Below are 16,237 nucleotides of genomic sequence, written 5' to 3'. Positions count from 1 at the left end.
TTACATTATATTTTTCGACCATTATCCAATCTTTTCCTTCTGCATAGAGAACATTATAAAAAAGACACTTGTTTTTTATACAAGTGTCTTTTTTATTTAACTTCGCTTTTTGTAATGATATATCTCGCAACTTTTTTAATTCTCTATAGTTTGGATACACTTTATTTATTTTACAAATGTATCGGACATCCACTCATAAAACTTTTCCTTCTCTTCAAATTGCGGATAATGCGCGGATTTTTCAAAAGTAATAAATTCTTTTTTCCCTGCTTCAATCGTATTAAAATATGTTTTTGCCGCCTGTAATGAAGTGTTATAATCATATTTCCCCATAAGAAAATAAAACGGTATCTTCATTTTAGTCACCTTATTAGGCAATGGATTCTTTAAATCCTTTTCTAATAAGACCGTTTGAGAATGTGTTAATCCAACGTTATAACGAATTACGTCTAACAAGTTATATTCATTACTGAGTAACATTCCGATGTTATCACCATCTGGATTTTCAATGCCTCTTGATGTTCCACCATATTTCGCAACATAATTTCTTGGAGTGTATGTATCACCATTTTTAATTTTTTCAGTCAACCCATTTAAATAGGAAAGCTCATCTGTATTCCGGGCATTTTGTGCCCGTTCAATCACATAATTTAAACTATCCATTTCACTTTCTGCTGTATCACTCATTTGCCCAATGCCAACATAAGCTTCATATTTTTCAGGAGCTTTATTGGCAGCTTGCATTCCAATATATGTACCGTAAGAATGACCAACCAATATTACTTTTTCTTTACCTAGACGTTTTGAAATATAATCTGTCATGGCTAATACATCTTCTACTAGAAGATCTGATGTAAGATTCGAATAGTCTTCAAAGAAATGATACGACTTCCCGCTCGCTCTTTGATCGTAATTAACAACTATGAATTTCTCTTCCAATAAGTTTTGGTATTTTTGCGCATATGGTATTTCTGAAGTACCTGGTCCACCATGTACAAAAAGAATTACCGGATTGTTCTTATCTTTGCCGCGTATCATAATTTCATGACCACTTCCATTTATCTCTACTTGCTCTAATGTACTTATACTGTTTTTTCCTTTTATTTGCGAGGTCCATGTAGGAAATATCAGTGCTACGATTAATAATAGTATAGTGATGACACCAATGAGTTTAATTAATTTTTTTATCTTCTTCATAAGTAGTTTCCTTTCTTTTAAATTTATAAAAACATCAATTTAGTTCAGTAAAACTATCTCAAAAAAATATAAATGTACAACAATTTCACCTTGATCTTTTGCACATTCTAAATATCCCATATACTTCTTAACTTTCTGCTATAAAACCCCTTAATATTTTCTTAATTTTCAATATAAAATTCATAGAAAGACTCAATTACAATGTATTAAAAATAAAGAAAAAAGCCCTTGTTTTCTCAACAAAGACTCTGTTCTTAAACTATTTAGCTACCTCTTCTTTCGGCATTACCATACCTTTATAAAGTTGAACTGTTATCCAGTAATAGATGAAATAAATGACTAAGAAAATCCCAATTGGCACCCACACCTTTACAAACGGATCAACTAATATGAAGCTAAATAAGTTTAGCCCTACTAATACGTGGGAAATCCCAATGATTGCCGGGAAGATAAATAAATATGAAATTTCTTTATATATACTTTTCGTTAACATACTACGTCTCACACCGATTTTTCGTAACATTTCATAACGTCGTACGTCACGAGAAGCACCTGTTAATATTTTGAACATAAGCGAACTTGCCATCATTGCTAAAAAGGCAATTCCGAGGAAAAATCCCATAAACATTGTTCCACTCATGAAACTGTTCATAAATTGATAAATTGTCATTTTCGTAAATAAGTCTACTTTTGTACCTGTCGTTTTTTCAATTTGTTCTTTTTGTCTCTTGTCTATTTCAATTAACAACGGTTTATATTTTTTCATATCATCTACTTTTGCTAATGTTACACTATGTTCTGTTCCTTGAATCCCTTTATAATGCTCTTCATCTGCAATTCTTACTGGTTTTCCATTAAATTGATTATGTGTAATTTGTATTTCTCGTACAATCGCATCTTCCCAATCCCTTGGCATATGAGGAAACTTATTCGCTACTTCAGGAGCTTCCAAAGCAGTATAAACCGGTTCCGTTAAAGGTTCAGCAACACGTTTACGAGCAGGCTCTTTTAAAGTTTTTGTATCAAAGTGATCGGAAACAAGTGGTGGTTTCGCAGTTAAGTCGTTACGTAAATAATAAACTGCTTCTCCATCTACTTTATACTTATACTTGCTTTCTTCCACAATTTCCATTTCTTTTAACGCTGCTTCATCTTGATCATTTGGATCATGAATTACGACATCATATACACGTGAGAAGTCTGTCATAATACCTACATTTTTTTGAAACGCCATACCTGCTGTCATTGCACCTGCGCCTAATGCAATTAACATCGCTACCGTACCTAATACTCTCGATAAGCTATTTACTCGAAAGCGTAGCTGTGCATATGTAAAACTATTTAAACCCGTTTCATTTCGTTTTTTATTCCCTTTAATTTTCATCACAAAAAATGGGAGCAATGAACTAAAGATAAAATATGTTCCAAGCGTTGTAACAATTGTCGCTATTATAAAGCCTAATTCAGCATATATTTTTACATTGATCATAAAGTAGTATCCTATACTTACTAGCAGTACACCAAGTACAGTCATTATAATAATACGAGTTTTACTTTTCTTCACTTCATCTAGTGTTTCATCTTCACGAATTAACTCTAGTTCTGTTTTACGTAATAATCGGATGCTATTCATTAAACCAGTAATAAAAAATAGTATTAAGAAGAAAATAGCTGTAACTAAGATTGCTGGTGTATATATAGATGAATAACTACCTTTTGCAGAAATCTCCATACCATTCATTAAAAAGTTTCCTGCTACACTAGCAAGTAACATCCCTACTAAAATACCGATAATAATGCTGACAATACCCATACCGAACGTTTCAATAAATAATAACTGCGCTACTTTTTTCTTTTTCGCGCCGAGCATCATATACATACCGAGTTCTTTCCTTCTTAATGTGAGTAAGAACGAATTAGCATATATAATATAAAATATAGTAATGAAAGATAATAGTATTGCCCCTACCCAAAATACGAGTCTAATACTACTAATAAGACTATTATCTTTCGTAAATTCACTATTCATCGCCATCGTTTGGAACATGTAAAAAATACTAATACTAATAACGAGACCAATAAGTAAAACCATATAATCTTTTAACATCTTTTTCATACTATGACGTGATAATTTAAATAACATAGTCTCGCCCCCTTACTTAGACTCAGCAGCTGAGCCCATATGAGCGAGCACACCTAAAATATCTTGATAGAAATTTTCTCGCGTTCCTTGACGCTTTAGCTCTTTATATAAAAGACCATCTTGAATAAATAATATACGCTCACAATAACTCGCACTAAATGCATCATGCGTTACCATTAAAATACTTACATTGTGATTTTCATGTAAATCTTGCATCGCTTCTAATAAGCTTTTTGCATTTTTACTATCAAGCGCTCCTGTCGGTTCATCTGCTAATACGATTGCTGGATTATGTACTAAAGCTCGTGCTGCCGCTGTTCTTTGCTTTTGTCCCCCAGAAACAGCAGTTGGATATTTCGTTAAAATTTCAGTAATCCCTAACTTCTTTGCAACCTCATTCACCTTTCCAGTAATCTCACTTGAAGGTACGCCTTGCAAAGAAAGTGGTAAAGCGATATTTTCATAAATTGATAAGTTTTCAAGTAAGTTAAAATCTTGAAAAATGAAACCTAATTTTTGAGAGCGAAAATCTGACAATGCATTCCCCTTCATAGAAGTAATATTTGTACCAGCTATTGTCACACTCCCACCTGTCGCTTGATCCAGTGTACTAATTACATTAAGTAGTGTCGTTTTTCCAGATCCAGAAGGACCCATAATCCCAACAAATTCCCCTTCTTTAATATTTAATGATACGCCCCTTAATGCTTTTGACTGATTTTCATTTCTTTTCCCATACGTTTTTTCTACACTTTCTACAGTAACTACGTTTGTTGTCATCTCTTTCACTCCATCCCTTTTGTATAAAATTAATTTCTCACATATTTCTTATCTTTTTCTCATGTAAATTCTTAAGAGTTTTTAAATTTTTCAAACAAAAAGAGTTACACGGGGAACATGAACCTTTTTCCTACTTCATATTCTCATTTTTCTACAAATTGTTCCTTCGATTTCGCTTACATTTACCTTACATTTTTGTAAGGTAAAAAAGAAAACACACCATTTTGAATTGGTGTGTTTTCTTTTTAAACTCTATTTCTTATTTTTTATTTCCTCTTTTACACTTTCCACAAACCCATCTAGTTCAATCACTTCTGACTGCTCTTCACCATATTTACGTACATTTACAGCTTTACTTTCCATTTCCTTATCCCCAATAACAAGAATATAAGGAACTTTTTGCATTTGTGCTTCTCTTATTTTATATCCTAACTTTTCATCCCGTACATCTCGTTCTACACGAACGCCAGCTTGTTCTAATTTATCTGCAACTTCATCTGCATATTGTACATGGACTGCATTCGAAACTGGAATGACTTTCACTTGAACTGGTGCCACCCATGCCGGGAACGCACCTCCAAAGTGCTCAATTAATATGGCTAAGAAACGATCTAAAGATCCTAATACTGCCCTGTGAATGACAACTGGTCTTTTCTTTTCATTCTTCTCATCTATATAATTTAAATCAAACTTCTCTGGCATTTGGAAATCTAGCTGGATTGTTCCGCACTGATGACTTCTATTTAAAGCATCTTTTATATGAAAATCAATTTTTGGTCCGTAAAATGCACCGTCACCTTCATTTAGTCTATATTTATAATTCAATGAATGTAATACATTTTCTAATGACGCCTCTGCTTGCTCCCATAACTTATCATCCCCCATTGAATCTTCTGGACGAGTAGAAAGCTCTACTTCATATTCGAATCCGAAAGTTTTATAAACGTAATCAATTTGCGCCATTACGGATTTAATTTCATCTTCAATTTGTTCTGGTGTAACAAATAAATGAGCATCATCTTGGCAGAAAGTACGAACTCTTAATAATCCGTTTAATGCTCCGCTAAATTCATGTCGGTGTACTTGGCCGAACTCACACATACGAATTGGCAATTCGCGATAAGAGTGTAATTTATTTTTGAACATTAACATATGTCCTGGGCAGTTCATCGGTTTTAATGCGAAGCTTTTATTATCTACTTCAGAAAAATACATGTTGTCTTTGTAATGTCCCCAGTGTCCTGATTTCTCCCATAATTCTTGGTTCATCATAAAAGGAGTACGTACTTCTTGATACTTATACTCTTTTTGAATTTCTCTTAAAAATGCTTCTAATTCATTTCGGATAATCTGTCCTTTCGGTAAATAAAATGGCATTCCCGGAGCCTCTTCTGAAAACATAAATAACTCTAGCTCACTACCTAATTTACGATGATTTCTTTTTGCTGCTTCTTCAACGAAATGTAAATACTCTTCTAATTTTTTTTGAGAAGAGTACGCAACACCATATATACGCTGAAGCACTTGATTGTTACTATCACCTCGCCAATATGCACCAGAAACGTGAGTTAATTGGAAAGCTTTCAAATAGCCTGTTGACGGTAAATGTGGTCCTCTACATAAATCTACAAATTCACCTTGTTTATATAGTGTTACACTTTCCCCACTAGGAATTGCTTCTAACAATTCTAATTTCAGGTGATCATTCATTTCTTGAAACAGTTTTTTTGCCTCTTCCCGTGAGACCTCAACTCGCTCTATTTTTACATCTTCATTTATAATCTTTTTCATTTCTTTTTCGATTTTCGGTAAATCTTCTACGTTCACACTACTCGGAAGATCCATATCATAATAAAATCCATTTTCAATAACAGGCCCTACACCAAGGTTTACATTACCATACATTCTCTTTACAGCTTGCGCTAAAATATGTGCCGCAGAATGTCTAGCAATTTCTACCACTTCATTAGAATCTATAGTAATGATTTCTACTTCCGCATTGCCTTCAATAATTCGGCGTAAATCATATAACTGATCATTTACTTTCCCTGCGACTGCTTTCTTTTTCAAACTACTGCTAATGGATCCAGCAATTTCTTCTAAAGTAATTCCTTTTACAAATTCTTTAACGCTACCATCTGGAAATTTAATTTCAATCATTTGTTCTTTCATTTTTCATCTCTCCATTTCATAATAAAAAGCACACTCATCCCTAAAATAGGGACGAGCGTGCTTTTACCCGTGGTTCCACCCAGATTCCCATCGTAAACAAACAATGGCTTCTTTTACGGTAACGTCGTTTACACGGCACTAGATACTGTATTTCCCTAGTGCAGCTCTAAGGTGGTAAGTTATTTTTCTGCGTTAGGAAGTTCTCAGCTTTCCTTCCTTCTCTGTATAACCGGGTAAAATAACTCGTGTCCTTTTCTTCGCTTATTATGAAATTGAATGCAAAAAAGCACATTCATCCCTAAAAATTAGGGACGAATATGCTTATATTCGTGGTTCCACCCAGATTCCCATCACAAAAAACATAATGGCTTCTTTTGCGATAACGTCGCTTACACGGCACTAGATACTTAATTTCCCTAGTGCAGCTCTAAGGTGGTAAGTTATTTTTCTGCGTTAGGAAGTTCTCAGCTTTCCTTCCCTCTCTGTATAACCGGGTAAAATAACTCGTGTCCTTTTCTTTGCTTTTATAAGTACATCCATTAATTGTTATTTACTATATCCTATTCATTTTATTTTTGCAAGTGTTTAAAAAAGTTTTTTTATTTAATAAAAAAAGAAACCAAAAATAGATTTTTGGTTTCCCCTTCTCACTTTTACCAATCTTGTGGTTCGTAATTTAAGTCTGAAAATAGACGTCGTTTCTCTTTCTTCGATAAATCTCTCCACTGTCCAACAGGTAAATTATTCAATTCGATATTCATAATTCTCGTACGTTTTAACGTGTATACTTGATAACCTAAAGCTTCACACATACGACGAATTTGACGATTTAACCCTTGTGTTAAAATAATTTTGAACTCATATTTTGATAACTGTGTGATCTCACAAGGAAGCGTTTTTGTTCCTAAAATTTTCACACCAGCTGCCATTTTTTCTAAGAAATCAGGTGTAATTGGCTTATCTACTGAAACAATATATTCTTTCTCATGTTTGTTTTCAGCACGTAAAATTTCATTAACGATATCACCATCATTCGTTAACAAAATTAAACCGTCTGAGTCTTTATCAAGACGCCCAATATGACTAATTCGTAAAGGATGATTCACTAAATCGATAATGTTACCTTTTACAGCTTTTTCACTCGTACATGTAATACCTACTGGTTTATTTAAAGCAATATATACGTGATCTCGAGCAATACGAAGTTGCTCTCCATTTACGCGCACATCATCACCTGGATTTACTTGGTCACCAATTTTTGCAACCTTACCGTTAATAATTACTCTTCTCTCATTAATTAATTTATCTGCTCCACGTCGAGACGCTTTTCCAGCTTCACTAATAAATTTATTGATACGCAAATTAGGCACATCCTTTTCTAAACAAAATTTCAAGCTCACACTGCTTCTACCGTACAATACAAAAGGGTAAGCCTTCTATTATAACTTAAATATATTAACATGAAAGGGTATATAACGTCTTCTATTAATTGCTCTTTTATAAGAAAATATCTTTATTATACATTCATTTATGCACGTTTTGAACACTTAATATACAAGCCACTCTTCCTTACATACAGCTTGTTTACCTCTTATATCTTCTAAATCTTCATGGATATTAGCTAGTTTATACAGCTCTGGGAAAATCTCTTCTACATAATTTTGATGCGCCATTTCATTTTTCCAATAAGTTAACACTATGTAACGATTTTCATTTTTTAAAGACTTCCCAATAACTCCAGCTAGCATCCCTTTTGCTTTTTCCATTCCTTTATTCCAAATTGTTTCTTGTTTATGTAAAAAACACTTTTCCTTTCCTACCTTTACATCACATATAGCAACTCTAACAAATAATCCTTCTGTAACAACATCTTTCAAAGGCATATCAGTTATATCATACAACGTTTGAAACAGTTCAATTTCACATGAAAGAAACGTATCCTCTTGATTGCTATTTACATAAATTGTATCGTGAGCACCATTCATAAATGATTGATATGCTCTTCTATCTTCCCATAAAGTAAATACACACGCCTCATTTTCATTCCAACCACCAAATTGTCCATGAAATCCATCTAGATGTTGTATATCTTGCCATTTTTCTTGTGCTTTTGAAAATAACTCTTTTTTCTCTTCTTCCACTCTACAGTAGATTGTTTTTAATAACATTTTCAATTCCCCCTTAGGCTATAATTTATCTTCCACTTACAACTTTTAGTTTACATAATAATTTTATGATCTCTTTAGTGCTCCTTATCCACATATAAAATGAATCATATTTATCACTACATCTATCAAACCATCTATCTGATTTTATTTCAAATAATTCAGAATAAAAAAAGATGTAACTCATAATGAATTACATCTTTAGCTAGTCTCCCTTATTCATCTTTTTCTCAAATAAATAATACGTTAGTTCTCCCGGATAATGTAATACAGTTACATTTCTCTCCCCTTTTTTAAAACTAACAGTATGCCCGTTTTCCCCTAAGTTCTCCCATCCACTGGCCTTTGTAATAGGCATTACACTTATATATTTATAATCCTCTTCCTTTTCATCGTTAATATGGATTGCTGAAATTGGTACTGGAAAATCTTCAATTTTAGATTCTTTGTCTAAATATATTAGTGTAAATAAACCAACTAATAACACAGCCGTTGAAATATTTGAAACTAGTTTTCTTCTATTCATTTTCACTAAAAACCCTCTTTTCTCACATATTACTTTCATCATTTTACTAATCTTGATTATTTATGTATAGAAAAAATATAATTAAAATCAATTCCAAACTATTTTCTCTATCATTAAAAATATTATTGTTGTATATTACAATTAAAAGATTTTTATTTTTGGAGGTATTACCCGTTGAAGAAATTATTTTTTAATAAATGGACAATAGTTATTTCTATTTTTATTATTACCTGTACGATTTTCTACGCAACTAAAGATAAAAATAATAACGCAAAAACTACCGTAGAAACAGTTGATACAAAAAGTTTTAAAACTAAATTACAACCAAAAATTGATGAATTAACTACAAATTATAATGACATCATCGAAAAAGATTGGTTGCCTGCCTGGGAAGAAATTAACACGAACGGAGATTCAGTAGACAGAGATAAACTATTAGTCACAATGACTGCTATTTCCAAACAATACGAAAAAATTATGAACGAAATAGACACTGTGAAAATTAAAGAAAACATATCGGAAGTACAAATACAAGAACAACTAATTTATTTCACAACTGAATTTAAGACTGCTTCTAAATTTATGAAAAACGCAGCAGATTTAATTATCGATGGAGCAAATAACTCTACTCCATCCAATGAAACAATTGAAAATACTAAACATGCTTTAGGACTTGCAGACCAACATATTGTTCTCTCTTTATCTACGTTAAATGAAGTTGAAGTTAAGTTAAGACTTGCAAAAAAATAAAACTGGTTACTATTTTAAAATAAAAAAAGATTGCATTTCACATTTTGTCTGTCTATAATGTTTTTATTGATTTACAATCAATGTTCTTATAAATTTTATAATTCGGATGAACCATTCAGGAGAAGATCTATTGATCTACCGACGGGGCAAAAAGTTGTAAAACCAACTTTGAAACTCTCAGGTCTTGGTTACAAGTAGAACTGCATGGGGACGAATCTCTGGAGAGACTCCCTCTCGCTTTATATAGCGCGGAGGAAAACGAGCACCGAAGGAGCAAATCCGCTACTATAGCGGATAATCTCTCAGGTAAAAGGACAGAGACAAGCGAAAGAAAAAGCCGATTTGTATCGGTTTATTTTTCTATCCCTTGTTTCTCCAGAGACCATTTCATTTACTTGAAGTGGTTTTTATTTTTTCTAAAAAAGGAGAATACAGATGGAGACAGTAAGTAAAGTATTAGAACAAATCAATCACTATGTGTGGGGATTACCAACATTGCTGTTACTCGTTGGTACTGGTATCATTCTCACAGTGCGTTTAAAAGGTTTACAATTTAGTAAACTATTATACGCTCACAAACTAGCATTTAAAAAATCAGAAGATACATCTTCCTCTGGAGATATTAGCCACTTCCAAGCACTTATGACAGCTATGGCGGCAACGATTGGTATGGGAAATATAGCCGGTGTTGCAACTGCTGTGACAATCGGTGGACCCGGTGCAATCTTTTGGATGTGGATTACTGCTTTGTTCGGTATGGCAACAAAATATGCTGAAGCAATTCTTGCAGTGAAATACCGTGTTAGTAATGAAAATGGTGAATATTCAGGTGGACCAATGTATTATTTAGAACGTGGTTTAGGTAAGAAATGGCTTGCGGTTTTATTTGCGATATTCGGTACAACTGCTTCTTTCGGTATCGGTAATATGGTGCAATCTAACTCAGTAGCAGAGGCAATGCGAATTAATTTCGCTTTCCCTCCTGCTTTAACTGGTATATTAATGTCGTTTTTAATCGCCATTGTTATTTTAGGTGGTGTGAAAAAAATCGGGAAAGTGACAGGATACATCGTTCCTATTAAAGCTTTCTTTTATATCATTGCTGGTCTTATTATTATTTTCTATCACTACGATCAAATTCCAGAAGCATTCTCACTTATTTTTTCTGGTGCATTTAATGGTACTGCAGCTGCTGGTGGCTTTATCGGTGCAACAGTTGCATCAGCTATTCAAATCGGAATGGCGCGCGGTGTGTTTGCAAACGAAGCTGGTTTAGGTAGTGCGCCTATTGCCGCGGCAGCTGCAAAAACAGATTCCCCTGCAAAGCAAGCTTTAGTTTCAATGACTGGTACTTTTCTAGATACGTTTATTGTATGTACCATTACAGGACTTGTATTAATTACTACAGGTGCATGGAAGTCAGGAAAAACCGGTGTTGAAGCTACAACATTAGCATTCCAATCTGTATTTGGTACTGCAGGTAGTATGATTCTCGGTATCGCCATTATATTATTTGCCTACTCTACTATTTTAGGATGGTCGTATTACGGTGAGAAATGTGTTGCTTATTTATTTGGAGAAGGTGCTGTTAAATATTATAAAGCAATCTTTATCGTCATGATTGCTATTGGTGCGAATTTAAAATTAGGCATCGTATGGACATTTGCGGATATTGCAAATGGACTTATGGCGATTCCAAACTTAATTGGTCTTATTGGGTTAAGTGGTATTGTTGTTGCTGAAACAAATCGCTTTTTACAAGCAGAGAAATTGAAAGAAAATAATAAAAAACAGGCAAGTTAATCTATGAAAGTAGGAATGACTCATACATGATGAGCATTCCTTTTTTCATCCCCTCTTTTACTTAATTACTATCATTAAAAATATATTTATATCAATGTTTACTCCTTTTTATTCCTCCAAAAGTTTTTCACATAAATGTCATAAATCGTATGGTCTAACTATATAGTTGAAAAGGAATGCGGCATTAAAGTGTCGCTGAAAAACTCATCCAAGAAAAGGGAGGAAAAATCTTTTGAAAAACAAAATCATTGTTTTCCTATCTGTTTTGTCATTTATTATTGGTGGTTTCTTCTTTAACACAAATACTTCAAGCGCTGAAACATCATCTACTGATTACGTTCCTAACCAATTAATCGTTAAGTTCAAGCAAAATGCATCTTTAAGTAATGTGCAATCTTTTCATAAATCTGTCGGAGCTAATGTCGTATCTAAAGATGATAAGTTAGGTTTTGAAGTCGTTCAATTTTCAAAAGGTACTGTAAAAGAAAAAATAAAGAGTTATAAAAATAATCCAGATGTGGAGTATGCAGAACCGAATTATTACGTTCACGCCTTTTGGGCTCCAAACGACCCATATTTTAAAAATCAATATGGATTACAAAAGATTCAAGCTCCACAAGCTTGGGATAGCCAACGAAGTGATCCTGGTGTAAAAGTAGCCATTATTGATACAGGAGTTCAAGGCTCACACCCGGATTTGGCTTCGAAAGTAATTTACGGGCATGATTATGTTGATAACGACAATACATCTGATGATGGTAATGGTCATGGTACACATTGCGCTGGAATTACTGGAGCACTTACGAATAACAGCGTCGGAATTGCTGGTGTTGCCCCACAAACTTCCATTTATGCTGTTCGCGTATTAGATAATCAAGGAAGTGGTACTCTCGATGCTGTAGCGCAAGGTATTCGAGAAGCTGCTGATTCGGGTGCAAAAGTAATTAGTTTAAGTTTAGGAGCTCCAAATGGTGGTACTGCATTACAACAAGCCGTTCAATATGCATGGAATAAAGGCTCTGTTATAGTTGCAGCTGCTGGAAATGCTGGAAATACAAAAGCTAATTACCCTGCTTATTACAGCGAAGTGATTGCAGTTGCTTCTACAGATCAATCAGATAAGAAATCTTCATTTTCTACTTATGGTAGCTGGGTAGATGTTGCAGCACCAGGTTCAAATATATATTCCACATATAAAGGAAGCACGTATCAATCATTAAGTGGTACATCTATGGCAACACCTCATGTCGCAGGAGTTGCTGCTCTTTTAGCAAATCAAGGATATAGCAATACACAAATTCGTCAAATTATTGAGTCTACTACAGATAAAATTAGTGGTACAGGTACGTACTGGAAAAACGGTAGAGTCAATGCATATAAGGCTGTACAATATGCGAAGCAATTACAAGAAAATAAAGCTTCTTAAGAAATAAAGTAAAACTTTAATCAGTCGATCTACCATTAATGCGGAATAAAATAGAAGGAGAGACTTCTACAACTAAAGCCTCTCCTTCTTATAAACTATATTACTCTCCCTGCTTTTTAACCATATGTAAATACAGCACAAAATCAGTCATTGTTGATGAATGACCAAGTTGACGAATCATTGCTGTTATATTTCCTCTATGATATGTCCCATGATTTACGACATGTTGTACTAACTCAAAAATTGAAGTTTCTAATTTCCCTACATATGGATTCTCGATAACAAATACAGCATTCACGTCTTGTATTGTAATTAAAAAGTCTTTATATTGTTTTACCATGTTTTCAAACATTTTTTCTAATTCATGTAACGATTTAGTTTCGATTTGTTTTCGTAAGCTTTCTCGGTCTTGTATTGCTTCATTCATACTTTTACCATGCAATATATGCAACCACACTTGATCTGTAATATAAATATGCGCAAAAGTATCCTTAATTGATGGGAATACGCTCTGTATCTGTTCCGTAAAAATCGTCTCATAGTTTGGTAATTCTTTTAGTCGATTGAACAATTGTATATTAGCCCAAGCATGGTAATTAACCTGTTTTAACATGTACTCTTTCAATCGAAATCGCCCCCCTATTATATGAAATGAATGGTTTGTTTCTTCATTTCTGATTCTCTATCAGCTTTTGCAATTCCTTTTTCTTCAATTTCTTGTTTATTTATAGTTTTATATTTTACATACGTATGAAATTCCGTTTGAAATGGAAACGGTGTAATCCGAATTGTTTCCTTATTCACCCATTCAGCTTGAATAGGTTTCTCCTCCTTACTATTAAACATTTCTGTTCCTTCAAAACCATCTTTAAACAAATCAATTTCATCTTTCTTTTCTACCCCTGGTTTATTCATACAGACATATAAAGAAAGTTCATCGCAAAACTTTAATAATCTATAATGTTTATCGAACATCGCAAATTGTTCTTTTGTTAGTGTTTTCAATATTCTTTTTTGTCGTTCCAATTCCCCTGTATAAAATGACATCATCTCTTCATCTTCCTCATTTAATGGAAATGATAAAAAATGTTTACTACAAAGTAATGCGCCGTATGGATTGGAATCTTCAATTTCATTCAAACCAATCGTATAAAAGACAAAGCGTAATGAACTTGGACAATCCATAAATGTATATGGGATATTTTTAGCGTCATTCAAAATTGGTACTTTATCAAGTTCTATCCATCCTCTATCATGCTCATATATTGCATCAATTGTCTCTTTTAAATATGTGTCATTTTCAAAAAAAACTTCTTTTATATACTTTGCAATCTCTCCAGCTAAAAAACCATGATCATGTTGACGAATTAATATACTTTCTTTCTCATCCTTTTCACGAAAAATCATACGTATACTCCCCCTCATCCTCATTTTACAGCGTTTTCTATGCATCAATTCATAATTAATCCCTAAATATTAGCAGGGATTCAGTTTCTTACAACGAAATTAACATAACTATATAGCATTCTTTCTAACAATATAAATAGCTTTATCTTTACTATCTATTATACTAAATCATTCATTCTAAAAAAATTTTTTATGAGGTGAAAACATGAACAAAACAGAATTAATTAAAAATGTAGCACAATCAGCTGATATTTCTCAAAAGGATGCTTCTGCAGCTGTACAATCTGTATTTGACACAATTGCTACTGCATTACAGTCTGGCGATAAAGTTCAATTAATCGGCTTTGGAACTTTTGAAGTACGCGAAAGATCTGCTCGTACAGGACGTAACCCGCAAACTGGCGAAGAAATTCAAATCGCTGCTGGTAAAGTTCCTGCATTTAAAGCAGGTAAAGAGTTAAAAGAAGCTGTGAAATAAACAAGAAACCAGCCATTTTATAGGCTGGTTTCTTGTTTATTTCAGTAATTCCTTTATATTCTCAGCATGATACACTTCACAAATATAAAATATACATTTGCAGTTACTTACAATTTGATATTTTCTAGTTGGATACACATTCGCCGTAACAGAGCATCCATCAAACAATTCAATAATATTTCCAGATGGCTGATATCCTTCATATAATACATTTCTTCTTACTTCCATCTTTTCTATAAGTTTTTCAACTGGAATGTTTCCACTCTCTAATTCATTCTTAATTGAATTTGGTAAAAACGAAGTGTCCGCAAAAATGAGATTTTCAGATAATACTTTTCCTTTATAACTAACATGAGATACACGGTAAAGAAATGTTCCGTTTTTATCAAAGAAATTCTTTGCTTCTTTCGGGATATACTGTCTATCAATTGCCTCTTGTTCGAGAACATCAAACTGGACTGTATCATTCAAAAGCTTTTCTAAAGCATGAATAGATGATGTATCTCTAGAAAATAAAATACTTTTAATTGCTTGTACATTATAAGTGAATTCATTTGTTCTATTTTCTGCTACTAACATGAGTAACACCTCTTCTATAAAATATTTTATTAAACCTATTTATAATTTAAAAGCGCTACTGCGTCTAACTGTGTGATTTTAGTCACTTCTTTACTAAATATTGCAATGGAAGCCAAATAATCTATACTTGGTCTTATATCTTCCATCATTGTATGTTCTACTAACTCTTCTCTATCCTTAAAAACCAACAAATTTGGAGGATCATTTGGAGCTGACACGGTAATATCCATTGGTGCAATCATTAGTCCTTCACCTGTTGCTTTTAACACTGCTTCTTTTCGAGTCCAATATGTTAAAAAACCTTCAATTTTCTGTTCATCTCGTAATTTCATAATTTGCGCTATTTCAATGTCCGTTAATACACCCTCTGCCATTTTCATAACATCTACATTTGGATTTATTTGTTCAACATCAACGCCTACAGGTGCAGATTTTGTAAATGCAACAACAACCCACTCACCCGAATGAGAAACAGATAACTGCGGCATGCCTTCTGGTAATTGTGGTCTGCCATGTTGTAACTTACATACTGGGCACATTCGATCAATCGGTACTTGAACTGGCGACATAGAAAGTATCTTTCCAAGAACTAATCTACTAATTACACAACCTATTATAAATCGTGCACGATCTGCCGAATGGTGATATGAATTTGCTTTCTCTCGTTCAACGTCATTTAGTAAATTGTAATGCCATGATTGTAAATCTGAAATTCTTCCCCACCATATTTGACAATCATTCTCATTAAGAGTTGGTATAGAATCTACAACTTTACTTTCTATCATGTAAACTCTCCTTTATACAACGAATA

General features: G+C 33.3%; 15 protein-coding genes, 1 riboswitch and 2 other annotated features. Of the genes, 4 read left to right on the top strand and 11 right to left on the bottom strand.

Going from position 1 to position 16,237, the window contains the following annotated elements; genetic code table 11:
* Nucleotides 1-165 precede the first annotated feature (165 nt).
* From FS742_RS04180 to FS742_RS04150, 7 genes are all read right to left on the bottom strand, one after another.
* Nucleotides 166-1,197 (bottom strand): alpha/beta fold hydrolase, encoded by a 1,032-nt coding sequence (locus FS742_RS04180; protein ID WP_087956424.1) that lies wholly within the window; start codon nucleotides 1,195-1,197, stop codon nucleotides 166-168.
* 259 nt (nucleotides 1,198-1,456) lie between these two features.
* Nucleotides 1,457-3,340: an FtsX-like permease family protein gene (locus tag FS742_RS04175; protein WP_144611315.1), complete on the bottom strand. Its 1,884-nt coding sequence runs from the start codon at nucleotides 3,338-3,340 to the stop codon at nucleotides 1,457-1,459.
* Nucleotides 3,341-3,352: 12 nt separating this feature from the next.
* Nucleotides 3,353-4,120, bottom strand: coding sequence for an ABC transporter ATP-binding protein (locus FS742_RS04170; RefSeq protein WP_144611314.1), 768 nt, complete (start codon nucleotides 4,118-4,120; stop codon nucleotides 3,353-3,355).
* A 252-nt stretch (nucleotides 4,121-4,372) separates the two neighbouring features.
* Nucleotides 4,373-6,292 (bottom strand): threonine--tRNA ligase, encoded by a 1,920-nt coding sequence (thrS, locus tag FS742_RS04165; RefSeq protein WP_144611313.1) that lies wholly within the window; start codon nucleotides 6,290-6,292, stop codon nucleotides 4,373-4,375.
* A 44-nt stretch (nucleotides 6,293-6,336) separates the two neighbouring features.
* Nucleotides 6,337-6,559: a binding site (T-box leader), on the bottom strand.
* Between the two features lie 37 nt (nucleotides 6,560-6,596).
* Nucleotides 6,597-6,820 (bottom strand) — a binding site (T-box leader).
* 125 nt (nucleotides 6,821-6,945) lie between these two features.
* Nucleotides 6,946-7,653 carry a pseudouridine synthase gene (locus tag FS742_RS04160; protein WP_016087950.1) on the bottom strand — a complete coding sequence of 236 codons (708 nt, stop codon included), beginning with the start codon at nucleotides 7,651-7,653 and terminating at the stop codon, nucleotides 6,946-6,948.
* Between the two features lie 186 nt (nucleotides 7,654-7,839).
* Nucleotides 7,840-8,460 carry a YdbC family protein gene (locus FS742_RS04155; RefSeq protein WP_144611312.1) on the bottom strand — a complete coding sequence of 207 codons (621 nt, stop codon included), beginning with the start codon at nucleotides 8,458-8,460 and terminating at the stop codon, nucleotides 7,840-7,842.
* A gap of 202 nt (nucleotides 8,461-8,662) precedes the next feature.
* On the bottom strand, nucleotides 8,663-9,025 hold the full coding sequence (locus FS742_RS04150; RefSeq protein ID WP_142286510.1) for a hypothetical protein: 363 nt from the start codon (nucleotides 9,023-9,025) through the stop codon (nucleotides 8,663-8,665).
* Nucleotides 9,026-9,157: 132 nt separating this feature from the next.
* On the opposite strand from FS742_RS04150, the gene FS742_RS04145 reads away from it, so the two are divergent.
* From FS742_RS04145 to FS742_RS04135, 3 genes are all read left to right on the top strand, one after another.
* Nucleotides 9,158-9,733 carry a hypothetical protein gene (locus FS742_RS04145; RefSeq protein WP_087956418.1) on the top strand — a complete coding sequence of 192 codons (576 nt, stop codon included), beginning with the start codon at nucleotides 9,158-9,160 and terminating at the stop codon, nucleotides 9,731-9,733.
* 208 nt (nucleotides 9,734-9,941) lie between these two features.
* Nucleotides 9,942-10,061, top strand: a riboswitch (glycine riboswitch).
* Nucleotides 10,062-10,168: 107 nt separating this feature from the next.
* On the top strand, nucleotides 10,169-11,536 hold the full coding sequence (locus FS742_RS04140) for an alanine/glycine:cation symporter family protein (RefSeq protein WP_144611311.1): 1,368 nt from the start codon (nucleotides 10,169-10,171) through the stop codon (nucleotides 11,534-11,536).
* A 232-nt stretch (nucleotides 11,537-11,768) separates the two neighbouring features.
* On the top strand, nucleotides 11,769-12,962 hold the full coding sequence (locus FS742_RS04135) for a S8 family peptidase (RefSeq protein ID WP_144611310.1): 1,194 nt from the start codon (nucleotides 11,769-11,771) through the stop codon (nucleotides 12,960-12,962).
* 100 nt (nucleotides 12,963-13,062) lie between these two features.
* On the opposite strand, the gene FS742_RS04130 is transcribed toward FS742_RS04135, so the two are convergent.
* Both FS742_RS04130 and FS742_RS04125 read right to left on the bottom strand, forming a co-directional pair.
* Nucleotides 13,063-13,587, bottom strand: a complete 525-nt coding sequence (locus tag FS742_RS04130; protein ID WP_144611309.1) for a DinB family protein — start codon at nucleotides 13,585-13,587, stop codon at nucleotides 13,063-13,065.
* 17 nt (nucleotides 13,588-13,604) lie between these two features.
* Nucleotides 13,605-14,369 carry a DUF3891 family protein gene (locus FS742_RS04125; RefSeq protein ID WP_144611308.1) on the bottom strand — a complete coding sequence of 255 codons (765 nt, stop codon included), beginning with the start codon at nucleotides 14,367-14,369 and terminating at the stop codon, nucleotides 13,605-13,607.
* Between the two features lie 205 nt (nucleotides 14,370-14,574).
* On the opposite strand from FS742_RS04125, the gene FS742_RS04120 reads away from it, so the two are divergent.
* A complete protein-coding gene (locus FS742_RS04120) occupies nucleotides 14,575-14,847 on the top strand; it encodes an HU family DNA-binding protein (RefSeq protein WP_001043907.1) in 273 nt (90 codons plus the stop codon).
* 36 nt (nucleotides 14,848-14,883) lie between these two features.
* Here FS742_RS04120 and FS742_RS04115 read toward each other — a convergent pair whose 3' ends face one another.
* Together FS742_RS04115 and sfp are read right to left on the bottom strand one after the other, a co-directional pair.
* A complete protein-coding gene (locus FS742_RS04115; protein WP_144611307.1) occupies nucleotides 14,884-15,426 on the bottom strand; it encodes a chorismate pyruvate-lyase family protein in 543 nt (180 codons plus the stop codon).
* A 35-nt stretch (nucleotides 15,427-15,461) separates the two neighbouring features.
* Entirely contained in the window at nucleotides 15,462-16,211 is a 750-nt protein-coding gene (gene sfp, locus FS742_RS04110; protein ID WP_144611306.1) for a 4'-phosphopantetheinyl transferase Sfp, read from the bottom strand.
* Nucleotides 16,212-16,237 lie beyond the last annotated feature (26 nt).

This window comes from Bacillus cereus (genome assembly GCF_007678085.1).
Taxonomy (GTDB): Bacteria; Bacillota; Bacilli; order Bacillales; family Bacillaceae_G; genus Bacillus_A; species Bacillus_A cereus_BE.
Note: the sequence above shows the minus strand (reverse complement) of the source record. Positions and strands in the feature narration are given on the sequence as shown.